Raw genomic sequence first — 24,745 nt, forward strand, 5'->3', positions numbered from 1 at the left:
GGTTTAATTTTTCCTGAAAAAGAAGTAAGATAGTTTTTGTTGAAGGGAGAAGGATCAGATGAATATTGGTAGAAACGAAGAATGCTATTGCGGCAGCGGCAAGAAGTACAAAAAATGCTGCATGAAAAAGAAGGATTCGCTTGATTCCATCATGTTTTCAGAGCTTGAACAGTTACAGGTGCAACTGTTTAATTACATAGGTAAGAACAATCCTGACAGGATTATCTCCATGCTTGCAGAAGAGCTTCCGCTTGATACGACGGATAGCCAGCTAAAGCAAAATGTCACCTTCCTGCTTGCTATCTGGTTTATTTTCCATAAGCCGTATGAAACGAAGACGCTTGCAGAGAAGTTCATTGAGGAAAAGAGGAATGATGGAAGCATCCGTCCATCTGTGCTCGAACAGCTTGAAAAATGGAGCAGCACTGTTCCAAGTTTTTCTGAAGTGACAAACGTGATCGATACTGAATGGATTGAAGTCGAGGATATCGAGACGAAAGAAAAGAAAAAGGTCAGGATGCCGTTCATGAATTACGAAATGGAAAAGGGCATTATCCTCTTCGGCTTTTTGCTTCCATACGGCAATTCTTACAGCTATATGCGTTTTGCCTTGGACTTCGTTCCGGAAGAGACACCGAACATGCTGCCGGCAATAATGCAGCTGTACAAAAACAGTGGCAAACAGCACATGAGCGAGTTTTTAATGGAACAATATCCTGAGGTAATCAAGGTAATGATTTTGGAGGAACCGCCTGCTGAGCTGCCAGCAGAGGAAGCGACAGAAATGAATGAAACGGCAGAAGACAGCACATCGGAAATGACAGAAGAATGGTCCGTCGAAAAAGAAGCATCCGCTGAACAGGCAGCCACATACCGGCCACGGGAAAATCCTGTATACGGAGAAATTCCCGGATTGCTCTTCTCCGAGGAAAAACAAGAAGGCGGACTTTCAGCAAGGATGATGGAAGAGGCGGAAAATATGTGGCGCGCCTACTGTGCCAAAGCAGCACCAATCATTAGAAAACCGGAAATCTATGCTGCAGGACTGCACTATTTGATGGAAAGCAATGTGCCAGGAACAAATGCCAACACCCAGAAGGGATTGGCAGCAACTTATGGTGTGAGCGCCGCGTCGCTTTCTAAAGCATACAGGGCTATGGAGTCCGAGCTTTCGGAAGAACTGGAGCAGCTGAAAGAGACATTCTGCGCAGGCATAAGATAACTTAAGAGGGAGGTGCTGGTGCATCAATTCCGCAGCAATGAGATTCGTGCCAAAAGCCAAGCTGGAGGAAGAAGGGTATGGAGAATACCTCCCTCTTTTTGAATGATACATGTAAAAACCCCGACTTTTTTGGAAAAAGATTCGGGGTTTTTTTTCGTAATGGAGGGGTACAACGCTTATGACAGTGTCTGCTCTCTATCTTTGTCTTCTATTGCCTGATAAAAATCCGAAATAAGTTTCCGAAGTTCTTTCAGGCTGCTATCTTCACCGAATATTCCGTCTTCCTGAAGTGAGTCAAGTGCGGTTTCGACAAGGAACTTTCTTGGATGCTTTGAATGAATCAGCTCGTCCTGAATGAAGTCGAGCAGTTCATTTTCTTTTGCCTGCATCGGATGATGAATGCATTTTTGCTTCAGCTGCAAGACAGTATGATGGATATCCTGCTGCAACGTCTGCAGACAATTATTGTTATTTGGCAGCCATTGCTCGAGGGCAGCAGGCACGATGAGCTGTTCACCGGAAGCAGCAACCTCTTCCACCAGTTTTACAATCCGACTGATGCAGTAGCGGACAATCTTGCGGTAATCTGCTTTCCCGCCGTATGCCATCGAATTGTATTTAAGCTGGTGCTGCAATATGCCCTGGAATATAATAGCGGCATCAAGCAGATATGGCCGCTTCTCGCTTCCGAAAATATCGAGGAAGCGCTGATAAATCCAGCGGATCATAAGCAAATGGCCTTTTCGGATGAACTGGTTTAAATCAGGATCATTCGAGAAGATAACTTCTTCAAATAGGGTGATGATTTTATTTTTTCTGTTCGTTTCCAGATGAAGTTCCAGCTGCTCGGCAAAAATCATGATATCACTATGGTCGCGGCCAATGAGCAAGTCATTGCGCTCTTGGACAAGCTGCTTGTAAATTTTCCGAAAAAGTTCCCTCAGCAGTTCATTCTTTGACGAAAAATAATTATAAAAGGTTCCTTTCGAAATTCCGCTATAATCGAGGATATCCTGAATCGAAGTCGCTTGGAAACCTTTCTCGACAAAAAGCTGATGAGCCATATTGATTACATGGTTTTTTCTGTCATTCATAAAAATCACCTTTTAATAAATTGGACTGTGAGTCTAATTATAATCCTATAGTATATTCAGTAAATATACAAACCTGAATAAATCAAGGTTTTCATATTGAATAAAATGAACTGATGGTATATGATTGACTTTGTGTATAACGAGAGTATAAAATAATGGACTATGAGTATATAGAAGGGGGATTTCTTCCATGGAACAAAACGCGCAGAAGGAAGTCCGGCCTCCATACGGTGTCATCGCCATATTGATGGTCGGTGCTTTCATTGCATTTTTAAATAATACATTATTAAATATTGCGCTGCCTTCCATCATGGAAGACTTGAAGGTGGGGCCATCTATCGTTCAATGGCTGACGACAGGATTCATGCTCGTGAACGGTATCCTGATCCCGACGACAGCTTTCCTGATTCAAAAATATTCTGTCCGGTACTTGTTCCTGGCAGCGATGTTGCTGTTTACAATCGGTACGGTACTTGCGGGCAGTGCGGATGTCTTTGCGGTCTTGCTCTCCGGCAGGATGCTCCAGGCTTCCGGATCGGCGATACTGATGCCTGTGTTGATGAACGTCATGCTAGTGAGCTTCCCTGTTGAAAAGCGCGGTGTGGCAATGGGATTCTTCGGTCTCATACTTATGTTTGCGCCTGCGATCGGCCCGACGCTCTCAGGATGGATCATTGAACATTATGATTGGAGAATGCTGTTCCATTTCGTTACTCCAATTGCAATTCTTGTCCTTTTGATCGGTTTCCTTAAGCTTAAGGATAAAAAAGAAAAGCAGGATCTCAAGCTAGATTTGATTTCGCTCCTAATGTCAAGCATCGCTTTTGGCGGAATTCTCTACGGCTTCAGCTCAGCCGGAAGCAAAGGATGGGGAAGCTTCCAAGTTTATGGAACAATTATCCTTGGGTCCATCTTCCTTGTTCTTTTTATCATTCGCCAGTTGAATGAAAGGCTTCCAATGCTGAACTTCAAAGTATATAAGTACCCAATGTTCGCTCTTTCTTCCGCCATTTCAATGGTCGTGAACATGGCATTGTTTTCGGGGATGCTTTTATTGCCAATTTACACGCAGAACCTGAGAGGAATAACGCCGATGGATGCAGGGCTATTAATGCTCCCGGGAGCCGTTCTGATGGCGGTTATGTCACCAGTGACAGGGCGGCTCTTCGATAAATTTGGCGGCAGGATTCTTGCTGTGACCGGGCTTGCTATTTTGGTAATTACGTCATTTGAATTCAGCAGGCTAACACTTGAAACAAGCTACATGCACCTTATCTTGATTTACTCGATTCGAAGCTTCGGGATGTCGATGGTGCTGATGCCAGTGTCGACTAACGGGCTCAACCAGCTCCCTGCAAGATTGTACCCGCATGGTACGGCAATGAACAATACGATGAATCAGGTATCCGGAGCGATTGGAACGGCGCTCTTAGTTTCTCTCATGACAACAAGGACGTCAACTCATATTGAAGAGATGACAAAGTCTGCGATGGCAGCAGCGGGAACGCAGCCGTCAGCAGCCTCGATGGCGGAAATGAAACAGCAAATCGTCATGAAGGCTACGCTTGAAGGTATCAACGAAGCATTCCTTGTAGCAACAGGAATCGCTGCGGTTGCTTTCATCCTGGCATTCTTCATCAAGAGAGTGAACCAGGCGTCGGAGCCTGCAGTGGAAAATAGCATGCGCAAAGCATCCGGAGAATAAGTAGAGGCTGTTGTAGCAGCATAGCTGCTGGCAGCCTCTTTTTTCTGTATACATGCTTGTGTTTTCATGAAATGATGGAAGCAAAGAAATATGAATGGAGGACGATGATGGAGGAACATCAATATGATGAGCTTTTGAATATCTTTACCGAGGATAGTCAGGACGGATTTTACTCTTCTTATCATTACCATCGCTATGAGGCAACCCCATATGCTGATTTGGAGGTATTATTTGAACAGCATAGGTTCAAGGAAAGCGACTGTGTCGTGGACTTTGGCTGTGGAAAGGGACGGCTTCCGTTTATGATTCACCACCGTTTCGGCTCGACGGTGACCGGTGTGGAAATGAATGAGGATTTTTGCCATGATGCAAGAGAAAACCTTCAAGGGTACTTAGAAAAGTGCAAAGGCGGGGAAGAAAAAATCCAATTTTGTTGTGAATTTGCCGAGGATTATGCCATCAGGCGTGAAGATAATGTTTTTTATTTTTTTAACCCATTCTCTGTTCAGATTTTTACAAAGGTAGTCAACAATATCCTCATTTCTCTCGAGGAAGCGTCGCGGGAAGTACAGCTGATCCTTTATTTTCCTTCGGAGGATTATATTTATTATTTGGAATCGCAAACATCCTTCAACCTGGTTCGGGAGGTGGGGCTGCCTGCCCTAAATGCAGCGAATGGTAACGAGCGTTTCCTGATATATAAGCTGGAGTATTGTTAAACCTTCCTTTTTGCGCAGGTTGAATGGAGAAATGGAATCGTTTGGAAGCTACTGTAGATAAAATGCTGTTTACCGTAGATATATAGTCAATTACCGTTGATATATCAGCGTTTACCGTAGATTAATGGAGCGTTACCGGGGATAACTTGTTTATGAAGGTCTCCAGCAAGGTCATAAAGCGCTATATAACTGGTAATAGAAGCATCTTTATTAAAAACAAGACTCTTTTCCTCAAAATGTCCTTATTTCTCACAAAAAAAAACAATGATAATGACAATTTTTAATGTTTTGAAATGAAAATAGAGTTTTGCAGGCGTTACAACTATATCCTTTTTCGAGTAATATCGCGTAAGGCAAACTTAAAGGGTTTGTAGTTTTAGAATATAAAAAAAGCAAGGCCCATGGCCTTGCTTAAACTTTAAACCTGCCAATTACACCATTTACTTCTTCTGCAAGAAGGGAAAGGGAATGAGCGGATTTTTCGATTTCTTCTGATGATGCTAAATGTTCTTGCATAGCTGCAGATACTGATTCCGCGTCGTCAGATGTTTCGGCAGTCATTGCCGAGATATCATCTACCGAGGATGTAATCTGTTCAAAACCGGTATTGATATGCTGGACGGTCGCAGCGATGTTTTGAATAGAAGAGGAGACGTCTTCTATGGATGTGAGAATGGTGCTGAATTTCTCCGATGCCTCTCTTGTCACTTCCTTTCCAGACGAAACATCCGACTCCACTGAACGAATGGAAGTTTCGGAAACTTTCATTTCCTGTTGGATCTTTGCGACAATGTTATTGATTTGATTTGCAGCAGTGGCTGATTGTTCAGCAAGCTTCCGGACTTCTTCTGCAACAACTGCAAAACCTTTACCATGTTCTCCTGCACGTGCTGCCTCGATTGCTGCGTTAAGCGACAAAAGATTCGTCTGTGAAGCAATATCATTGATAAGCAATGTAATGGTACTGATTTTTCCAGCAGCATCAGCAAGAGATTGAATCCCTCCGACAGTACCTGCAACAGATTCACTAATGGATTCCATCTGATTTACCATTGTTTGGACAGAGCTGACACCTTTTTCCGCCTCTTCTTTTACACTCTCCGCGACACCTGCAAGGCTAACCGTGTTGCCGGTAATTTCACCAAGACCCTCAAGCGCCTGTTTTAAGGATTGGAGGCTATCATCTGCCATGGAACGTTGTTTATTGCTTTTAACCGAAATATCCTGAATCTGAACCGAAACATGCTCGGATGCAGACTTTGCCTGATGGGCGCTTGCTGAAAATTGTTCTGAGGCTGCAGCAACCTGTTCCGCAGAAGACTGGACGTTAAAAACAATATCCCGGATGGAGGCTAAAAATACGTTGAAGGATTGCGAAAGCTGGCCAAGCTCATCCTTGCTCTGTACAGGTATTTTCATTGTTAAGTCTGCTTCGCCATGAGCGATTTCACCCATTTTGGCATTCAGGTTTTTCAAAGGCACGGTAATGGAACGTATGGTGAGAAAGCCAAATCCAGCGGCGATTAGGGAAACCGCAACAGTCATGATAAAAAACAAAGCAATAGTGTTTTCCATTTCGTCGCTATAATTTTTGTTATCTGCATCTATTTCTGCAGCAAGTTCTTCAGTAAATTTATTTACAGCAGGATCAACTGACTCCTTTCGGATAGTGCGCTCTTCACCGAAATGAATGGCAAGGGCGGCCTTGTTGTCACTTTCATATAGGGAAATAACCTTCTCGCTGGCTGCTTCATATTGTTCAAAGCTTTTCTTGATAACTGCTATTTTTTCCTTCTGTTCAGAGCCTACTGCCTTGTTTTGGAGGTTAGCGATAGAGTCGTTTATTTTCTTTTTCTTGGTGGCAATCCCTTGGACAAATTCTGAGTTTTTGCTAATGAGCAATCCTCTTTCGTCGTTAGACAAGCCAGCCAAGAGGAACTGTACTTCCTTCACTTCAATTTGAAGCTCGCGGTCGTTACCTAATTCTTTGTAGGCGCCGTACATGCTTTTAAATTCAAGAATAGAATAAAACCCTAGGAATAAAATCGATGCAGTTAGCATCCCAAGCAATATAAGAAGTTTGTTTCGTATGGACATAATTTTCACCCTTTATTTTGATTTGATACTTGTAATATCGGTGGAAAAAGTACAATCTTTACCAAAGAAAAAAAGCAGCATCCACTGATATTTGGATGCTGCCTTTTTCTATTCCATTTGCCCTGTGAACTGCAGGATAGCATCGCGCAAAAATTCTGCTGAGCCTGGTTGATCTTTATCGTAGTATGCTTTGAATCGTTCGTCTCCCACATAGATGCGAGCGAGACCGGCATGCGCTTCTTTCGTGTACTTTTTCCAATAGCAACAAATCCAATCCTTATGCAAGCTAGCAGCCTTTTGCGCAAGCGGACTTGCAGGATTCCCTGTTTTGAATGCTTCAGTCAGAGTGCTTTTTATTTCAGCTTCAAGCTGTGCTGCTTTTTCAAAATTCTCCTGGGACATTCCGAGCAGTTTATTATTGGCCTCGTTGATTGTATTTTCTCCGTACTTTGCGCGAATTTCTTCACCATACTTTTCTTCGTTATCCTCAACTAACTTCTGTTTGAAGCCTTCAAATTTTTCCTCATCTGACATGGTCTTTATTCTCCCTTCCTTGTAACATATCGTTTTCTCTACATTGGCAATCAAAAGGTCGAGCTTGGCTCTTTTTAAGAGCAGCTGCTCCCGATGCTCCTCTAGTGCTTTTCGGCTGTCAAAGGCAGGAGAGGACAGGATATCATTGATTCTGTCGAGGCTAAAACCTAATTCCCGATAAAACATTATTTGCTGCAGCCTATCTACCTCATTCTGACCGTACATCCGGTATCCAGAGGAGTTGATCCTAGCGGGCTTGAGCAACCCAATCTCATCGTAATATCTTAATGTCCGTGAACTGATGCCAGCGATTTGCGCCATTTTTTGAATACTATATTCCAATTTTTCACCTCCCGATACATTCACTTTACAGGTTAACGCAGCGTCAAGGTCAAGGATTTTTTTTACGTATTGATTGACAATTTCATCGGAAAAATCATAGAATAAGAAAAAGTTGCATAAGGTAAACAAAAGTGGTGGGAGGAAATAAAAGTGGAGATGGTTAAAATAATTTTTCTCTCTGAGGGCATAGAAGGGGATAAGATCAGAATCAGCAAGCTTCATCTTGAAGGGGTGATGCAAAGACGGCTGCTTGACCTCGGCTTTGTCCCTGGAAGGGTTGTTGAAGTTGTGCGCAAAAGCCCGCTTGGAGACCCAATTGCCTTTCGGGTAAGCCAGACATGCATTGCATTGAGAAAAGAAGAGAGCAGGAAGATTGAAGGGGAGCTGATGGAACCATGACTGGTACTTATCGAATTGCGCTTGCCGGAAATCCGAATACGGGAAAAAGCACACTGTTCAATCTGCTGACAGGGCTGAAGCAGCATACGGGGAACTGGGCAGGAAAAACCGTGGATATGAAAGCAGGCTACTTTTCACATAAACACAAGGAATATGAGATTATCGATCTTCCAGGAACGTATTCTCTTTATTCTAACTCGATAGATGAAGAAGTAGCGCGGAACTATATTGTGTTCGAAAAGCCTGATATTACGATTGTTGTGCTTGATGCGACGTCGCTGGAACGCAATCTTAACCTTGCCCTCCAAGTTCTGGAGATGACGGATAGGGTGATTATTGCCATCAATTTGATGGATGAAGCCGATAAGCGGGGGATCGTGATACATGAACAAATTTTAATGAAAAGGCTGGGCGTTCCTGTCATCAAGATTTCATCCCGGAACCGCACAGGCATTGAAATGCTTTTAGATACAATTGACAGGTTCGTTTCCGGGGCAATCACAACAGAGCCGCTAAAAGTTGTGTATGATGCGGTAACGGAAGAAAAGATTGTCTCACTTGCGGAAAAAGCAGAAAGGATTTTCCAAGGAGAGCTGCCGGCAAGATGGATTGCGCTGCGATTGCTTGATGGGGATGAAAGGCTGATGGCTGAAATAGCGAAACGATTCGCAGGGAGGGTGGAAGATGGAGTACGAACAGGGCAAGGCGCAGTCGCTGAAAGGTCTTTTTAATGATGCTGGGAGCCTTTCTACCCCCGATCTTAGGGAACATATTGTTGAAGAACTTTACAGGAAGAGCGGAGAACTAGCGCAAGCTGGTGTTACTTTTACGAAGAGTACGCGAGATGAGAAAACCGAAAAGCTCGATCGTATTTTCACATCGAAGATTTTTGGCTTTCCAATCATGCTCTTGCTGTTAGGGATTGTCTTTTATGTGACGATTGCTGGAGCGAATGTTCCTTCTGCAATGCTCGCCAATTTCTTTGGGGTTCTAGAAGGATATATTACGATGGGTTTTGAAAAAGTCGGGGCTCCTGATTGGCTGCATGGCATCCTTGTTCTTGGACTTTATAGAGGGACGTCATGGGTGATCAGCGTGATGCTCCCGCCAATGGCGATTTTCTTCCCGATCTTTGCGCTGCTTGAAAACTACGGCTATTTACCGCGTGTCGCTTTCAATATGGACCGTCTTTTTAAAATAGTTGGAGCGCATGGGAAACAGTCGCTGACAATGGCGATGGGGTTTGGCTGCAATGCGGCTGCTGTAATGTCGACAAGGATTATTGAGTCTCCCCGTGAGCGAATGCTTGCGATTTTGACGAATAATTTTGTCCCATGCAATGGTAGATGGGGGACGCTGATAGTTCTTGCTTCGCTGTTTCTCGCAGGGAGCTTTGCTGGTGGAGCACGGTTGTTTATAGCGACAAGCGTAATCGTCGGGCTGGTGCTCTTTGGAATTATCATGACGTTTGCGGTTTCATGGGCTTTGTCCAAAACGCTCTTAAAGGGCGTGCCGACGCATTACACATTAGAATTGCCGCCATACCGAAGGCCAAAGGTTGTAGATGTAGTGATTCGCTCCTCGCTGAACCAAACTCTATCGGTTCTAATTCGGGCGGTGAAGGTTGCGGCACCTGCAGGAGTGTTAACATGGGTGCTCGCAAATATCATGGTAGGGGATACGAGCATTCTTTTGCATATCGTCGGATTTCTTGATCCATTTGGAAAAATGCTCGGACTTGATGGTTATATCCTAATGGCTTTCCTTCTAGGGTTGCCGGCAAATGAAGTGGTGCTGCCAATTCTTCTGATGGGATACTTGTCAACAGGTGCAATGGTGGATATGGACGGAATCAGCGGCCTGAAGCGGATATTAATTGAGCATGGCTGGACATGGGTGACCGCCTTGAACATGATGCTTTTCTCGCTATTGCATTATCCTTGCGGTACAACAATGGTGAACATTTACAAGGAAACAAAAAGCTTGAAATGGACGTTTTTATCTTTTTTGATTCCAACTGTCATCGCGATTGCAGTAACTTTTGCTGTTGCCCGGATTGCTGGCGGCTTTGGGATCCTATAAGAATAAATAGAGCTGCACCTTTGCGGGTGCAGCTTCTTTAGTTAAAGAACGTATACTACATAGATAAGGACTGCGAGGACAATCCGATAGATGGCAAACGGTACGAGCTTGATTTTGTTGATCAGCTTCAAGAAGAAGCGAATGGAAATTAGTGCAAATACGAACGCTGAGATGAAGCCAACGATGAAAAATGGCAGAGCATCAAGCGTGAAGTACTTCCAGCTATTCAATAGAGAGAGAAAGCTCGCGCCAGCCATTATTGGCACTGCCATGATAAAAGTGAAGTCTGCTGCTGCTCGGTGGCTCATTCCGAAAAGCACGCCTGCAGAAATGGTTGAACCTGATCGGGAGAATCCCGGCCAGAGGGACAGGCACTGGAAAAGACCAACTGTAAGTGCTTGTTTATAAGTGATCTGGTCCACTGTTTCGGTTCTTGGATTTTTGCTGCCGAAAAAATCGGCAATAAGCATCAGGACAGCTCCAATGACTAGTCCAATCAACACCGTGTTAAGCGTGAAGAGATGTTCGTCGATATGATCATCGAAGAGCACTCCTAGTATGCCTGCAGGGATGAGGCCGACTAGGACTTGTGTTAATTTTAGCTTAGGTCCTGTTGAAGCAGCCGAGCGTTTGCCAATATGAAGCAAGTCCATGAACTTCTGCCAGAAAATAATGACGACGGCCAGGATAGATCCAAGCTGAATGACGATTTTAAAAGTGTTTGCGATACCTTCTTTACCAAGGAATTCTTTCGATTTTAGCCACATATCATCGACTATAATCATATGTCCTGTTGACGATACTGGGGCAAATTCTGTCAGTCCTTCTACCATCCCGAGAATGATAGCTTTCAATAGTATGAGGAAATCCATTATGTTTATATACTCCTTTTTTCTTCAGTTTCGTCGATAGTTGTTTTTACCACAGATTCGATTGTAACATAGGGAAAGAGAGAATGAGGAGCAATATCACGTTTTTTTGTTGAATTTATTGGTAAAATATAGGGTGATGAAACTCTCAAGGCGATTTTATCGTATTAATTGGGGTAGAAGGCTGCACGGAGAAAAAGAGGAATCATTGGACTAATAGGATAGAATATAGGGAAGAGAGAATTTAGTGCCAAGTATTCGATTATTTTGAAAAGGAGCAAAAGAGAATGAATATGAAAATTGGATTAAAAGCGTCTATTGCTGCTGTTATGCTGTCGCTGACTGTTTTTTCAGGAGGCATCGGGAAAGCCAACGCATCTAGCAATGATCAGGAGAGCATCAACGAGAAGTATGGCCCTCCGATTGTGGTGTATGGGGCTGCATTGTCAACGTCACAAAAGGAAGATGTGCGCAAGCTTCTGAAAGTGACGGAGGGAAGCACAGTGAAGGAGATCACCGTGACGGGAGCGGACCTTGTTAAATATATTAAAGGTGACCCAAACTCCAATATGTACTCTTCCGCGAGGATTACCCGGAAGGATACTGGCGAAGGAATCGTCATCAAGCAAGTGACGCCTGAAAATATTACGGAAGTGACGGATGAGATGTATGCCAATGCGCTTGTGACTGCAGGCGTGAAGGATGCGTATGTGGAAGTTGCTTCACCGCTGAAGGTAAGCGGCCATTCTGCGCTGGTAGGTATGTACAAGGCCTATGATGCGGGGAAAGGGGATTCGCTTGATCCGGCACGGACAGAAGTGGCAAACGAGGAGCTGAGCCTCGCGACAGACCTTGCAAAGAAGGAAGGCATGGACCAAGAGAAAGTAAGCCAGCTGTTGACGGAGATCAAGCAGGAAATTGCTAATCAGAACCCTGCTACAAAGGAAGAGATTGAACAAATTGTGGACGAGAAGCTGAAGACGCTCGAAATCAAGCTAAGTCCTGAAGACAGGCAGCTGCTAATCAATCTATTCGACAAGATGCGCGGCCTTAACATCAACTTCGATAACGCGAAAGATCAGCTTGACAACCTATCCAAGGATATTAAGAACCAAATTGAAAAGGCAGTGAGTGACAACAAAGGATTCCTAGACTCCGTCTCCAACTTCTTCAAAGACCTCATCGACGGAATCAAAAGCCTATTCTCCTAAGGAAAGGCAGCTCTTGTAGAAGGGCAGTAATGGTGCCTGACCCCCGGTGCGGTGAAGCGTCACTATAGTGCAGCGTGCCTGACCCCCACCACGGTGAAGCGCAAAAGAAGAAGGTCCCCGGCGAGGGGACCTTCTTCTTTTGCATTATTTTCAAACTATCTTAAACTCCTTTATAAGCGAGGCGGTAGATTTCAGCTAATTCGGTTACAAGCGGCAGCTTTGGATTTGCTGTTGTGCACTGGTCTTCAAATGCACGTTCTGCAAGCCAGTCGACTTTCGCTTCGAATGCTGCTTTTTCCACTCCGTTTGCCTTGATGCTCATTGGAATGTCGAGTTCCTTCGCAAGCTTAATGATTGCTTGAACGAGGCTTTCCACTCCTTCTTCCACAGTAGCTGCTGGAAGTCCTAGTACGCGAGCGATTTCAGCATAGCGCTGGTCTGCAACAAAATTTTCGTATTTAGGGAAAGCGGTGAACTTCTTCGGTTTAGTCGCATTGTATCGGATAACGTGCGGCAGAAGAATCGTATTGGAACGTCCATGTGCGATATGGAATTCGGCTCCAAGCTTATGTGCAAGGCTGTGGTTGATGCCAAGGAACGCATTTGCGAACGCCATCCCAGCCATTGTTGAGGCATTGTGCATTTTCTCGCGTGCCAGTTCGTCGCTGCCATTGCGATAAGCTCTCGGCAAGTATTCGAATACAAGCTGAATTGCTTTCATTGCAAGTCCGTCCGTATAATCGTTTGCCATACAGCTTACATACGCTTCGATTGCATGTGTAAGCACATCCATCCCTGTATCCGCAGTAACGCCTTTTGGAACCGTCATGACAAACTGCGGGTCAATGATCGCAACGTTTGGAGTCAGCTCGTAATCTGCCAGCGGATATTTGATATTCGCTGTCTTATCTGTGATGACAGAGAAGGAAGTGACTTCAGAACCTGTGCCGGATGTTGTCGGAATCGCTACGAACTGAGCCTTGCTGCCAAGCTTCGGATATTTGACAATCCTCTTTCTGATATCAAGGAACTTTTGCTTCAATCCGTGGAAATCTGCATCAGGATGCTCATAGAAAAGCCACATTCCTTTGGCAGCATCCATTGCGGAGCCCCCGCCGAGCGCGATAATCACGTCAGGCTCGAAGCTTTTCATCATTTCTGCGCCTTTCATGACTGTTTCGATGCTTGGATCCGGTTCTACCTCTGAAAAAATCTCACAGTGAACATAATCCGGACGCTTCCTCAAATAGTAGAGCACTTTATCCACATACCCAAGCTTCACCATTCCTGGATCTGTTACAATCATTGCCCTTGAGATGTTAGGCATTTTTGCAAGGTACTGTGTAGAATTCTTTTCAAAATAAATCTTGGAAGGTACTTTGAACCACTGCATATTATTATTCCTTCTCGCAACTTTTTTAACATTGACCAAATGGATGGAGCCGACATTCGTTGAAACAGAGTTTCCGCCGTAAGTACCGCAGCCTAGCGTCAGTGATGGCATGTAGGCATTATAAATGTCGCCGATTGCGCCTTGGGAAGAAGGAGCGTTAACAATGATGCGTCCTGCTTTCATCCTTAATCCGAACTCCCTGATCGCACTGTCATCTGTAGAATGGATGACAGCAGAGTGGCCGAGTCCGCCAAACTCTAACATTTCTTCCGCTCTTGTAAGACCTTCAGCAAATGAATTCGCTTTATAGCAAGCAAGAACTGGGCTCAACTTCTCGCGGGAAAGTGGATATTGTGGTCCGACGCCTTTTAGCTCAGCGATCAGGATTTTTGTTTGTTCAGGTACGGATACACCTGCCATCTCGGCGATTTTTGCTGCAGGCATCCCGACGATATCAGCGTTGACCGCGCAGGATTTCTCGTTGATGACAAGCTTCTCGACTTTCTTCGTTTCTTCTTTATTAAGGAAGTAGCAGCCATTGCGAATCAACTCTTCTTTTGCTTCGTCATAAATTTCTTTATCAAGGATGACTGCCTGTTCAGATGCACAAATCATTCCATTGTCAAATGTCTTGGATAAAATAAGATCATTTACAGCGCGCTTCACTTTTGCTGTTTTTTCGATATAGCATGGTACGTTACCAGGTCCGACGCCTAATGCTGGTTTACCAGAGCTATACGCCGATTTCACCATGCCGGCCCCGCCTGTTGCAAGGATAAGCGAAATGCCTTCGTGATTCATTAGTCCTTGAGTTGCTTGGAGTGAAGGCTTTTCAATCCATTGAATACAATTTTCTGGAGCACCTGCGGCGATTGCAGCATCGCGAAGGATTCTCGCAGCTTCACTGCTGCATTTTTGTGCAGATGGGTGGAAAGCGAAAATGATTGGGTTTCTTGTTTTAATGCTGATCAGTGCTTTGAACATAGTCGTAGAGGTAGGGTTGGTAACAGGTGTAACCCCTGCAATTACTCCGACAGGCTCCGCGATTTCCAGGACGCCTTCATGTTCATTTTCATTTACAATGCCAACTGTTTTATCGTACTTAATGTTGTGGTAGACATATTCAGTTGCAAACATATTTTTGATGATTTTATCCTCGTAGACGCCGCGCTTTGTTTCCGTTACGGCAAGCTTTGCAAGCGGCATATGCTGATCGAGACCGGCAAGCGCCATTTGGCGAACGATTTCATCAATTTGTTCCTGGTTGCAATTCCTTAATTCCTTCAACGCTTTCAACCCGTTGTCGACAAGGCCATCAATCATTTTAGAAATGTGCTCATTTTCAGCTATTACTTTTTTATCCACAGCCATTGCAATCCCTCCAAATTCAAAAAACACTATATGTGAATTTTTTCACAAATATAACAAAAAATTTACTCGCAAACAGGATTTCTTGGAATTTTATCGAATAAGATGTCATTCGATACAGTGGAGCATTTTTTTACTATGATGACAAAGTTAACTGTCCAGATGACGGCTGGTATTTCTTCATCATCTTTGAAGAGCATCGCTTCAAACTCATCACCAACTGTTTCTTCAAAAGTTTCAAGGTTATAAGTTTCAGTATCAGTAGAGAAGGATTTCCATTCACAGAGAATCATTTTTTATCACTCCTTGTTTTCCTTTTCTGATTTCATGATAGCATACGAAAGGAATAATAGTTTGTGAAATATTGAACAAAGTTTGGCGCTTTTTAAAGCGCTTTCAATCAGGACTTTTTTTTCCTTATATAACAAAGAAAGATTATATTAATATACTTATTTCTCCTGATGAAACCAATTATTATAGAATATATAGCAAACTATGAAACTTATTTACATTTTTTTCGTATATCTTAATTGTAAGGGAAAATCGGAAGGGTGGTAGGAATGGGGGAAAAAGTACAAGGAAAAGGGGGATGAAGGATGGAGTTGTTCGGGGTGCCGATTGAGACGCTATACTTGTACGGTTTGTTTATTTCGGGAGCAATAACAGTATTATATTTGTTTTTCGGCGATATTTTAAATGGAATTGAGACGATCTTTAGTCCTGTCCTTATCTTTTCCTTCATGACGATTTTTTCAGCGGGAGGATACATAGCAGAAATGGTGACCGTTTACCCTAGCGTCCCGATTGCCGTAGGTGCTGCATTGTTGGCACTTATCCTTGTCACGATGCTGAATGTTTTTGTCCTTGCACCAATAGCGGGTGCTGAAGAATCGCTTGTCTACAAGGAAAGCGATCTTTGCGGCAAGACTGGTATAGTTATCACCTCCATTCCAGCGGATGGTCTTGGAGAAGTGCTGATTGAGAGTGTCAGTGGAAGGATCGCCAAGCCTGCCGCAAGCTTTACTGGGAAGGAAATCCCTTATGGGCAAAAAGTACTCGTGATCAATGTGGAGAACGGAGTGCTTCAAGTAAGTTTATATGAAGAAATGCAGCATTATATTGAAGGGGGAACAAAATTATGAGTATGGTTTGGATGGCAGCAGGCTTTGCACTTTTTATTATTTTAGCACTTATTGGCGTATTCATTGCAAAATATAAGACAGCTGGTCCTGATGAAGCTTTGATTGTGACAGGAAGCTTCCTTGGCAATAAAAATGTTCATACCGATGATTCTAATAATAAAGTAAAAATCATTAGGGGCGGTGGTGCATTTATATTTCCAGTATTCCAACAGGCTCGCCCGCTTAGCCTTCTGTCAAGCAAGCTGGAGGTAACCACTCCAGAGGTTTATACAGAGCAGGGAGTTCCGGTTATGGCGGATGGAACTGCTATCATCAAGATTGGCGGCAGCATCAGTGAAATTGCAACAGCAGCGGAACAATTCCTTGGAAAAAAGAAGGAAGACCGTGAGAATGAAGCGCGTGAAGTTCTTGAGGGCCATTTGCGTTCGATTCTCGGTTCGATGACAGTAGAGGAAATCTATAAGAATCGCGATAAGTTTTCTCAGGAGGTACAGCGTGTTGCTTCCCAAGACCTTGCTAAAATGGGGCTAACCATCGTTTCTTTTACCATTAAAGATGTTCGCGATAAAAACGGCTACCTTGATTCTCTCGGGAAGCCGCGAATTGCTCAAGTAAAGCGTGATGCAGATATCGCTTCAGCCGAAGCGGATAAAGAAACACGCATAAAAAAAGCAGAAGCAGATAAAGAAGCAAAGAAAGCGGAGTATGAGCGTGCGACGGAGGTTGCCGAGGCTGAAAAAACCAACAAGCTGAAGGTGGCTGAATTCCGCCGCGAGCAAGAAAGCGCGAAGGCCCGCGCTGACCAGGCGTACGATCTCGAAACAGCAAGAGCGAAGCAGGATGTGACAGAGCAGGAAATGCAGGTGCGGATTATTGAGCGCCAAAAGCAAATTGAGCTTGAGGAGAAAGAAATTCTTCGTCGCGAGCGTCAGTACGATTCTGAAGTGAAGAAAAAAGCAGATGCTGATCGCTACGCTGTGGAGCAGGCAGCTGCTGCACATAAGGCGAAGCAAATGGCAGAGGCAGACGCAAACAAATACCAAGTAGAAGCGATGGCAAAGGCCGAAGCAGAACGCGTCCGAATGGACGGTCTTGCGAAAGCGGAAGCACAGCAGGCTCAGGGGCATGCGGAAGCGGAAATTATTCGCCTAAAAGGTATTGCTGAAGCAGAAGCAAAAGAAAAGATCGCTCAGGCATTTGAACAATTCGGTCAAGCAGCAGTTATGGATATGATTTTGAAGATGCTTCCAGAGTATGCGAAGCAAGTGGCAGCTCCAATGGCTAATATAGACAAAATTACTGTCGTCGATACTGGGGGCGGAGATGGTGCTAACAGCGGCGCTAACCGGGTGACCGGCTATGCCACTAACCTGATGGCAGGATTGCAGGAATCGTTGAAGGCCTCTTCCGGTATTAACGTGAAAGAATTGATTGAGAACTTCTCTGGAAAAGGAAACGTACGACAAAGCATCGACCAGTTGACGTCGGAGCTTGCAGGGGCGCAAGTGGAAATGGCTCCTGCAGGAGAACAGCAAGCTGGTGAAAATAAATAAGAAGCGAAAACAGGTGCGTGCAGAAATGCATGTATCTGTTTTTTTATGACAAAATGAAATTTTTCTTGTATTTATAGGTATTCACCCAGTCCCCATCTTAGGCATTTGCATATTCTTTATTGAGATTAGAAAATGGGGAGGAGCTTTGACATGAATAATGGTATGGAAATGTGGAACCAAGGTGAAGAAATGATGATGGATGACGAGAGAATTAGACCGTTTGGCTTCGGAAGACCATTCGGATTTGGGTTTGGAAGACCATTTGGGTTTGGGTTTGGAAGACCATTCGGCTGGGGATTCGGCAGGCCATTCGGATTCCGTCCATGGGGATATGGAAGGCCATTCGGCTGGGGAGGTCCGTTCGTCGGCGGTGTGCTAGGAGGACTTGTCGGCAGTGCCTTGTTCAATCCGTATTATGGTGGTTACGGATATCCTTATGCACCTTATAACCCATATTATTACTATTGATCAAAAAAGCAGAAGCCAGGGGCTTCTGCTTTACTTTTCTATCAGTTTTTCCAGGTCTATCCGTTTGTGGATTGCATACATAACAGGTACGCCGATTACCATAACAATAAATTCACCTGCTGCCACTACTGCCCAAGTCTCCATGAAAGGAAGATGAGCAACAATGTTCAACTCCCAAGCAATCAGGAACATGGTAAAGGTGAAAACAATGGTGTTTACCACCATTCGTGCAAGGATATTCTTGATGAATTTCCCGGTTATAATGGTGATGAACAGAGCGACTGCAGACTGCCCGACCCCAAAATAAAGATCCATGACTCCATTCGGAGAGAAAAATAAGTTGGCTAGAAACACGCCAACAATGATACCGTAGAAGTATTTTTTGTTAAATACGACAAGGTGGTTGAACATTTCAGGAATCCTAAGCTGAATCTGCTGGAAAGCCAAGGGCTGGATCAATGCACACATGGCAATATAAAGCGCCGCAATGATGCCATTGCGGACAATCATTCTATTATTCATCTCATCTATCTCCTTAGTTTTTTATCGTGGGAGGTTCTCGAACCACGTGGGTCATTTGCCCGAAGAATAATTATAGACCACTTCCAGCTGTAGCACAACAGGAAAATCATTGGAAAGAGGGGGACAGGCACGCTTTAGCGTAGCAAAGCGTGCCTGTCCCCCAGTGTGGTAGTGTGGTAAAGCGGTTCACCCATCTCCTTTTGAGAAGCTATTCCTTGACAAACTCAGGTTTTTTCAGTATGTTATGAATATAAACTTAACTAGTTCTCCTAAAGGGGAGTAGCTTTTACAGTAATGTCGTCATTTCGGAGGAAACTCTCCCGGCGTTACTGGCAACGAATGTTGTTAGCAAGACCTTTACCATCCGGTATAGGTCTTTTCTGCATTTAAAAGACCTTTGCCGGTTTGAGGCAAAGGTTTTTTTCAATCGGAGCAAAAAAGCTCCTGCCGCCAGTGCCTCTCAAGAACTAAATCTATTTTTAGGGGGAGATTTTGATGAAAAAGAAAAAATCAACAATGGCGGAACTAACCCAAAAATACCGTGAAGAGCTTCTGAGAGATAAAGATCAACTCGCAAAAATAGAAATACGGCTAGATGAAAAACTCTGCCGAACGGGGAAATAGGAGAACAAAATGTTTAGACAAAGGAGATATATTGATGCTTTTAAGAAAATATATGGCTCTTATGGGAATAGGAGCAGCAAAAATTGATCTAGTTTTAGAAAAAGAAAGCTATCAGCCTGGTGAGTTGGTTAAAGGTTACTTTCTTCTACATGGCGGAACGGTGGAGCAGGAGTTGAAGCGAATTGACTGCGACCTGGTAGCCAAAAATGCATCATCCGAAATGGAAAAAGTCCTTAATTCGATTACAATTTTAAGTTCTTCGAAAATCGATGCTGGTGAAAATGGAAAAATTCCAGTGTCCTTTAGGCTGCCAGAGGTTTTGTACGAGGGCGAAAATCAGTCAGGCTATTATACTTTTAAGACGAAGCTAACCTTTACAAAAGGGGCGGAAAGCCACGACCTTGACGTCATCCGAATTGTCCAGCCTTACACCGATTTGAACAAGGAGGAAAATCAAGTTGAGGAAACTTTTTAAACGCTTGAAATTTGTCCTTAAGTTTTGGCGATTTCTCCCGTTTGTAAAAGATTTTTTCCTATCGAAAGAAGTTGCCGCCAATAGGAAAATGATCAGCATTCTGCTGATGGTGGCCTACGCCTTGTTCCCGTTTGATATCATCCCGGATTTCCTAGCATTTTTCGGAGTTGTAGACGATATTATTGTAGCGGGCTTCATTCTTGAAAGAATGGTAAAGATGGCGCCGGAAGACTTGAGGGAGAAACATGGATTGGCAGAATTGCTATAAGTGATTTTCCAGTTTTCCCGCTTTAAAACTTGAAAAGCCTCTTTGAATATATTAGTATGTAAACATATCCAATAACTATATATTGTTGCTGAAACTTTCAATACAACTATATATCGTGTTGCCTTAAGAAAAGATGCCATTATGGCTTAATAGGGAATCCGGTGGAAAGCCGGAACTGCCCCCGCAACTGTATGTGCTGACGACTTGAATATACCACTGTACAACATGCTTGATTTAATCAGGTGTCTGTACGGGAAGGGTTCATGGCAGGATGACGCACGAGTCAGGAGACCTGTCTTTCTTAAACTGTTTCAACTTCTTCGGGGACTAGGAAGATGGAGCGAAGGCGGCAGGAGATTATGCCATTGCGTGCTTGATCTTTTGCTGCTCTCGTCCTGTTTTCCGTCCGGTTCTCCGGGCGGCTTTTTTTTTACCCGCAAGTTCATTGACATTAAAGGAGGCACTCCCAATGGGTCCTGAAACGGAAACGACTGTAAAAAATATCATCGAATTAGCAGAAGGTGCTTGTGCAGCGCATGGATTGGATGCAAAGGAAATCACGAGTAAAATTATGGCGCTTCGCGGTACGGATGCTGAAGCGCTCCAGCAGGCGACTGTCTTGGCCTTGAATAAAATTGCAATGGACGAGCCTGAATGGACATTTGTCGCTGCACGGCTCCAGCTTGAGACACTATACAGGGAAGCAGCTTCTCATCGATGCTACGATCATACAAGGAAGTATGGTGATTTTTACAGCCTTATCAGCACGCTTATCGAAAAAGGTATTTATTCTGAGAAGCTCTTTGGTGCTTATTCTGAAGCAGAAATCCGCGAACTGGCGGAAACAATCGATCCAGAATGCGATCTGCTTTTTAATTACATAGGATTGTTTATGCTTGCGGATCGGTACCTTGCGAAAGACCATGACCGCAAAGTGTACGAGCTGCCGCAGGAAAGATTCATGATCATCGCGATGGCGTTAATGATGGATGAAAAAACAGAATCAAGGCTTTCCTTAGTAAAAGAAGCCTATTGGGCGCTTAGCCGACTGTATATGACGGTAGCGACCCCGACACTTGCAAATGCGGGTAAAAGCTATGGACAACTTTCGTCCTGCTTCATCGATACGGTTGCAGATTCTCTCGACGGTATTTATCTGAACAATTGGGATATCGCCAGATTAAGCAAAGATGGTGGGGGAATTGGAATTTATTATGGTAAAGTCAGGGCACTAGGCTCGGATATCAAGGGTTTTAGAGGGATGTCATCCGGAGTGGTCCCTTGGATCCGCCTTCTGAATGATACGGCAGTCAGCGTGGATCAGCTTGGCCAGCGCCAAGGAGCGGTAGCCATTTATCTCGATTTGTTCCATAAAGACATTATGAACGGTTTCCTTGATTTAAAGACGAACAACGGGGATGAACGTCGCAAGGCCCACGATATTTTTACAGGAGTGTCTGTGCCGGATCTTTTTATGGAAAAATTACTGGAAGTCGATGAATCCGGGCGCAGCATTGGGGAGTGGCATACCTTCTGTCCACATCAAGTGAAACAGCTTATGGGATGGAAGGATGACAAGGGTAATGCACTTGGCCTGGAGGATTTTTACGATGAAAGCGATCGCAAATACTTTACGGAAAAGTATGAAGAGGCTGTAGCTAACCCGCTTCTGCCGCGAAAGACGTATCGGGCAATGGACATCATGGCAAGAATCATGGTTGCCCAGCTGGAGACGGGAACGCCGTATATGTTTTACCGGGATGAAGTAAACCGGCAAAATCCGAACAAGCATGTTGCTGGTGAAGGGCGGACATCGATCTATTGCAGCAATCTGTGCACGGAGATTGCACAAAATATGTCAGCGACCGAGATTGTGAAAGAGTACGAGGATGAAGATGGAAATCTAGTCATAGTAAGGAAGCCTGGCGATTTCGTTGTCTGCAATCTTAGCTCTATCAATCTAGCGAGAGCTGTACCTGCAGGTGTCCTCGATCGAGTTGTGCGGGTAGCGATGCGGCTTCTTGATAATGTGATTGATATCAATACGATTTCGGTTGGACAGGCTCAGAGGACGAATCGAAAATATCGCGCAGTTGGACTTGGTACCTTTGGCTGGCACCATTTGCTTGCACTCAAAGGAGTTGCTTGGGAAAGTGATGAGGCTGTAGAGCTTGCTGATGGAGTGTACGAGGATATTGCTTTTTATGCGATAAAAGCTTCTATGGAGCTTGCAAAAGAAAAGGGGAGTTACAGTGCATTTGAAGGATCGGAATGGCAGACAGGTCGTTATTTTGAGCGGAGAAAATACGATTCTGATCGCTGGAAAGAGCTAAAGGGAGCTGTGCGGGAGAGCGGCATTCGCAATGGCTGGATGATGGCTGTCGCCCCGAATTCGTCAACGGCAAAAATCGGGGGATCTACTGATGGAATCGATCCGCTGTATTCTGTGGAATACGCAGAGGAAAAGAAAAACTTTAAGTTCAAAGTGACGGCTCCTGATTTGAACCATATTACGTACAATTTTTACCGGAGGGCTCGTCATGAACTTGATCAAACATGGAGCATCAGGCAGAATGCAGCAAGGCAGAGGCATATTGACCAAGGCGTGAGCTTCAATCTTTACGTTAAGCACAGTATCAAAGCGAAGGAACTGCTGAATCTTCATTTGGAGGCTTGGAGGCAGAAGTTGAAAACGACCTATTATGTGAGAAGCACTTCTCAGGCGGAAATCGAGGAATGTGAATCCTGCCACAGCTAATGAGGTGTGGGAACATTGACAACAGGAGGAGAAAATGGATATTCAAATACCGATGAAAAAAATCAAGCTGCTGAATCCTGCGCACCCGAACAAATCGACAGGCATCATCAATGGCAGGTCCTCCGGCCTGCTGAATTGGAATGATATCGCTTATCCGCAGATGTATGATCTCTATCAAACGTTGCTTTCGAATTTTTGGAAGGCGCAGGAAATTAACATGCAGGATGATATCAAACAATGGGATTCCCTTACGGAGACGGAGCAGGATGTATTTTTGCGCATCAATACCCAACTCGCTTCGCTTGATAGCTTGCAGACACCGACGATGAGCCAAGTTGCAGATTATGTCACGGATTCGAGCTTTAAGGCGATTTTTGCAGTGATTTCGCAGCAGGAGGCTGTCCATAACGAGTCGTATTCGTATATTCTTAGCTCGTTGGTTCCATTGAGCGAACAAAACGCGCGCTTTGATCAAGCAAAGAACGACCCTGTGGTGCAGAAGCGGAATGCGCTGATTCTGGAGGCATATGAGGCTTTTCGACAGCATCCTTCTGCTTCGAATCTTTTCCGGCTAGGAGTGAATTCGGTCAATCTCGAGGGGATTTACTTTTATGCTGGGTTTGCGTTTTTTTATCATCTTGCACGGCAGCAGAAGATGCTGAAAACGAGCACGATGATTAGCTATATTCAACGAGATGAGATGCAACATGCATTTTTAGTTTCGCAGTTTATCAGGATTTTATTGACGGAGAATCCAGAATTGAATACGGACGAGAATCTTCAATATATATACGACTCGGTGCATGAAGCGGTGGAATTGGAGAAGGAGTGGGCAGGGATTATCCTGAAGGATATTCAGGGAATCGATTTGGACGAGTTTGGGTTGTATGTAGAGTATCTTGCGAATAAGCGTCTTCGCCAGCTTGGGTTGGGTAATCTCTATGAGGAGAGAGACAACCCGATGCCGTGGATTCATGTGTTCAGCGATGAAATGATCAATGAAACTAAGTCGGATTTCTTTGAGCAAAAGTCAAGAACGTATACGAAGGTTACCCAGTCTAATGGATTTGATGAGCTGTAAATGAAGGCAGTGGTGATTTTTGCCTCGATTACCGGGAATACGCGCGAAGTGGCAGAAATACTTGCGGGGTTTCTGCGAGGATCTGGTGTGGAGGTTGTTGCATTAAAAGCTGCCGAGTTTCGTTGGGGGGACTTGGAGAGCTGCGATATTGCAGTTGTGGCTTCTTACACTTGGGGAGATGGCGAGCTTCCGCTGGAAATGGAGAGTGTGTTTCGTGCTTTCGAAGAGCAGAATGTCGGGAGTGTTGTAACGGGGATTGCAGGAACGGGAGACAGCTTCTATCCGTATTTTTGCGGTGCTGTCGATCGATTTCGGGACATGCTATATGTGCATACGGATCTTGCTGCAACATTGAAAATCGAGTTGGCCCCGCAGGAAAGGGACATAGAGCGCTGCAGGAAATTTGTGGAGACCCTTCTGGCGAGAGTAAGGAGAAGGTGTAAGGAGAAAGCTGAAAAGTAAAGGTGGAAGTGGGAGAAATGTTGCCAAGTAAAGTGGTGCCTTTGAAGTGGTGCCTGACCCCCAGTGAGGTGAAGGGGTAAAGCAGTGCAGCGAAGCGTCAGCGGAGCGGAAATGAAAGAGCGCGAGTCAATATGCTCGCGCTTTTTGCTACTATCCTCTCTTTTTGAAGCTCCTGCATTTTTATAGAGAAGACAATCTCTTAAACGGTACCCTTGTTGATTTATATAGAGGTGCTGCTGTTTTGCTCAGGGAAATTAAACATTGATGGGAATACCTTTCTGATATATTGAATTGTTCAACGAACTTTTGATATCGAATCCACCTAGGCACTGTATGATAGCCTCGCGCTTTTGCAAC

General features: G+C 44.4%; 23 protein-coding genes, 1 pseudogene and 2 riboswitches. Of the genes and pseudogenes, 17 read left to right on the top strand and 7 right to left on the bottom strand.

Features of this window, described 5'->3' with window-relative positions; translation table 11 throughout:
- Nucleotides 1-58: 58 nt before the first annotated feature.
- Together BQ5796_RS01615 and BQ5796_RS18350 are read left to right on the top strand one after the other, a co-directional pair.
- Nucleotides 59-1,222 (top strand): SEC-C metal-binding domain-containing protein, encoded by a 1,164-nt coding sequence (locus tag BQ5796_RS01615; RefSeq protein ID WP_071458671.1) that lies wholly within the window; start codon nt 59-61, stop codon nt 1,220-1,222.
- A 7-nt stretch (nt 1,223-1,229) separates the two neighbouring features.
- A pseudogene (locus BQ5796_RS18350) lies at nt 1,230-1,328 on the top strand (peptide-methionine (R)-S-oxide reductase MsrB); the annotation flags it as partial.
- A gap of 70 nt (nt 1,329-1,398) precedes the next feature.
- Here the strand turns inward: BQ5796_RS18350 and BQ5796_RS01620 are convergent.
- Nucleotides 1,399-2,316: a TetR/AcrR family transcriptional regulator gene (locus BQ5796_RS01620; RefSeq protein ID WP_071458672.1), complete on the bottom strand. Its 918-nt coding sequence runs from the start codon at nt 2,314-2,316 to the stop codon at nt 1,399-1,401.
- A 190-nt stretch (nt 2,317-2,506) separates the two neighbouring features.
- On the opposite strand from BQ5796_RS01620, the gene BQ5796_RS01625 reads away from it, so the two are divergent.
- Both BQ5796_RS01625 and BQ5796_RS01630 read left to right on the top strand, forming a co-directional pair.
- Nucleotides 2,507-4,021 (top strand): DHA2 family efflux MFS transporter permease subunit, encoded by a 1,515-nt coding sequence (locus BQ5796_RS01625; protein ID WP_071458673.1) that lies wholly within the window; start codon nt 2,507-2,509, stop codon nt 4,019-4,021.
- 107 nt (nt 4,022-4,128) lie between these two features.
- A complete protein-coding gene (locus BQ5796_RS01630) occupies nt 4,129-4,740 on the top strand; it encodes a methyltransferase domain-containing protein (RefSeq protein ID WP_071458674.1) in 612 nt (203 codons plus the stop codon).
- A 411-nt stretch (nt 4,741-5,151) separates the two neighbouring features.
- On the opposite strand, the gene BQ5796_RS01635 is transcribed toward BQ5796_RS01630, so the two are convergent.
- Both BQ5796_RS01635 and BQ5796_RS01640 read right to left on the bottom strand, forming a co-directional pair.
- Nucleotides 5,152-6,837 carry a methyl-accepting chemotaxis protein gene (locus BQ5796_RS01635; protein ID WP_071458675.1) on the bottom strand — a complete coding sequence of 562 codons (1,686 nt, stop codon included), beginning with the start codon at nt 6,835-6,837 and terminating at the stop codon, nt 5,152-5,154.
- Between the two features lie 108 nt (nt 6,838-6,945).
- Complete coding sequence (locus BQ5796_RS01640) at nt 6,946-7,713, bottom strand: MerR family transcriptional regulator (protein WP_071458676.1); 768 nt, start codon at nt 7,711-7,713, stop codon at nt 6,946-6,948.
- Nucleotides 7,714-7,869: 156 nt separating this feature from the next.
- Here BQ5796_RS01640 and BQ5796_RS01645 point away from each other — a divergent pair, with 156 nt between their 5' ends.
- The 3 genes from BQ5796_RS01645 to BQ5796_RS01655 are packed head-to-tail and all read left to right on the top strand — an operon-like array spanning nt 7,870 to nt 10,194.
- Nucleotides 7,870-8,112, top strand: coding sequence for a FeoA family protein (locus tag BQ5796_RS01645; protein WP_071461102.1), 243 nt, complete (start codon nt 7,870-7,872; stop codon nt 8,110-8,112).
- On the top strand, nt 8,109-8,843 hold the full coding sequence (locus BQ5796_RS01650; RefSeq protein ID WP_071458677.1) for a FeoB small GTPase domain-containing protein: 735 nt from the start codon (nt 8,109-8,111) through the stop codon (nt 8,841-8,843). The genes BQ5796_RS01645 and BQ5796_RS01650 overlap by 4 nt, the downstream gene beginning before the upstream one ends.
- Nucleotides 8,797-10,194 (top strand): nucleoside recognition domain-containing protein, encoded by a 1,398-nt coding sequence (locus tag BQ5796_RS01655; protein ID WP_083413022.1) that lies wholly within the window; start codon nt 8,797-8,799, stop codon nt 10,192-10,194. The genes BQ5796_RS01650 and BQ5796_RS01655 overlap by 47 nt, the downstream gene beginning before the upstream one ends.
- 41 nt (nt 10,195-10,235) lie before the next feature.
- On the opposite strand, the gene BQ5796_RS01660 is transcribed toward BQ5796_RS01655, so the two are convergent.
- On the bottom strand, nt 10,236-11,066 hold the full coding sequence (locus BQ5796_RS01660; RefSeq protein ID WP_071458678.1) for an undecaprenyl-diphosphate phosphatase: 831 nt from the start codon (nt 11,064-11,066) through the stop codon (nt 10,236-10,238).
- 290 nt (nt 11,067-11,356) lie between these two features.
- Here BQ5796_RS01660 and BQ5796_RS01665 point away from each other — a divergent pair, with 290 nt between their 5' ends.
- Nucleotides 11,357-12,274 carry a DUF1002 domain-containing protein gene (locus BQ5796_RS01665; RefSeq protein WP_428839309.1) on the top strand — a complete coding sequence of 306 codons (918 nt, stop codon included), beginning with the start codon at nt 11,357-11,359 and terminating at the stop codon, nt 12,272-12,274.
- Between the two features lie 160 nt (nt 12,275-12,434).
- On the opposite strand, the gene adhE is transcribed toward BQ5796_RS01665, so the two are convergent.
- Together adhE and BQ5796_RS01675 are read right to left on the bottom strand one after the other, a co-directional pair.
- Nucleotides 12,435-15,038: a bifunctional acetaldehyde-CoA/alcohol dehydrogenase gene (gene adhE, locus BQ5796_RS01670; RefSeq protein ID WP_071458680.1), complete on the bottom strand. Its 2,604-nt coding sequence runs from the start codon at nt 15,036-15,038 to the stop codon at nt 12,435-12,437.
- A gap of 62 nt (nt 15,039-15,100) precedes the next feature.
- On the bottom strand, nt 15,101-15,328 hold the full coding sequence (locus BQ5796_RS01675) for a hypothetical protein (RefSeq protein WP_071458681.1): 228 nt from the start codon (nt 15,326-15,328) through the stop codon (nt 15,101-15,103).
- A gap of 303 nt (nt 15,329-15,631) precedes the next feature.
- On the opposite strand from BQ5796_RS01675, the gene BQ5796_RS01680 reads away from it, so the two are divergent.
- From BQ5796_RS01680 to BQ5796_RS01690, 3 genes are all read left to right on the top strand, one after another.
- A complete protein-coding gene (locus tag BQ5796_RS01680) occupies nt 15,632-16,177 on the top strand; it encodes an NfeD family protein (RefSeq protein WP_071458682.1) in 546 nt (181 codons plus the stop codon).
- Nucleotides 16,174-17,730: a flotillin lipid rafts scaffold protein FloT gene (floT, locus tag BQ5796_RS01685; RefSeq protein WP_071458683.1), complete on the top strand. Its 1,557-nt coding sequence runs from the start codon at nt 16,174-16,176 to the stop codon at nt 17,728-17,730. The genes BQ5796_RS01680 and floT overlap by 4 nt, the downstream gene beginning before the upstream one ends.
- A gap of 168 nt (nt 17,731-17,898) precedes the next feature.
- Nucleotides 17,899-18,198, top strand: coding sequence for a hypothetical protein (locus BQ5796_RS01690; protein WP_428839310.1), 300 nt, complete (start codon nt 17,899-17,901; stop codon nt 18,196-18,198).
- Nucleotides 18,199-18,228: 30 nt separating this feature from the next.
- Here the strand turns inward: BQ5796_RS01690 and BQ5796_RS01695 are convergent, their stop codons facing one another.
- The gene (locus tag BQ5796_RS01695; protein ID WP_071458684.1) at nt 18,229-18,720 is read right to left on the bottom strand and encodes a QueT transporter family protein; all 492 of its coding nucleotides are present in this window, start codon (nt 18,718-18,720) and stop codon (nt 18,229-18,231) included.
- A gap of 7 nt (nt 18,721-18,727) precedes the next feature.
- Nucleotides 18,728-18,772: riboswitch (PreQ1 riboswitch) on the bottom strand.
- Nucleotides 18,773-19,215: 443 nt separating this feature from the next.
- Between BQ5796_RS01695 and BQ5796_RS17905 the strand changes: the two genes are divergently transcribed.
- The 6 genes from BQ5796_RS17905 to BQ5796_RS01720 all read left to right on the top strand — a co-directional run bounded on the left by BQ5796_RS17905 (nt 19,216) and on the right by BQ5796_RS01720 (nt 24,388).
- Nucleotides 19,216-19,344, top strand: coding sequence for an FbpB family small basic protein (locus BQ5796_RS17905; protein ID WP_099421380.1), 129 nt, complete (start codon nt 19,216-19,218; stop codon nt 19,342-19,344).
- Nucleotides 19,345-19,378: 34 nt separating this feature from the next.
- Nucleotides 19,379-19,819 (top strand): sporulation protein, encoded by a 441-nt coding sequence (locus tag BQ5796_RS01700; protein ID WP_071458685.1) that lies wholly within the window; start codon nt 19,379-19,381, stop codon nt 19,817-19,819.
- Nucleotides 19,803-20,087 carry a YkvA family protein gene (locus BQ5796_RS01705; protein WP_071458686.1) on the top strand — a complete coding sequence of 95 codons (285 nt, stop codon included), beginning with the start codon at nt 19,803-19,805 and terminating at the stop codon, nt 20,085-20,087. Before BQ5796_RS01700 ends, BQ5796_RS01705 begins: the two co-directional genes overlap by 17 nt.
- Nucleotides 20,088-20,201: 114 nt before the next feature.
- Nucleotides 20,202-20,401: riboswitch (cobalamin riboswitch) on the top strand.
- A 257-nt stretch (nt 20,402-20,658) separates the two neighbouring features.
- Nucleotides 20,659-22,845: a ribonucleoside-diphosphate reductase subunit alpha gene (locus tag BQ5796_RS01710; protein WP_428839311.1), complete on the top strand. Its 2,187-nt coding sequence runs from the start codon at nt 20,659-20,661 to the stop codon at nt 22,843-22,845.
- A gap of 34 nt (nt 22,846-22,879) precedes the next feature.
- On the top strand, nt 22,880-23,926 hold the full coding sequence (locus BQ5796_RS01715; protein WP_071458688.1) for a ribonucleotide-diphosphate reductase subunit beta: 1,047 nt from the start codon (nt 22,880-22,882) through the stop codon (nt 23,924-23,926).
- Nucleotides 23,927-24,388 (top strand): flavodoxin domain-containing protein, encoded by a 462-nt coding sequence (locus BQ5796_RS01720; RefSeq protein ID WP_071458689.1) that lies wholly within the window; start codon nt 23,927-23,929, stop codon nt 24,386-24,388. It abuts the gene before it with no gap.
- Nucleotides 24,389-24,745 lie beyond the last annotated feature (357 nt).

It is taken from the genome of Bacillus massilinigeriensis (genome assembly GCF_900111815.1).
Lineage (GTDB): Bacteria > Bacillota > Bacilli > Bacillales > Cytobacillaceae > Mesobacillus_C > Mesobacillus_C mediterraneensis.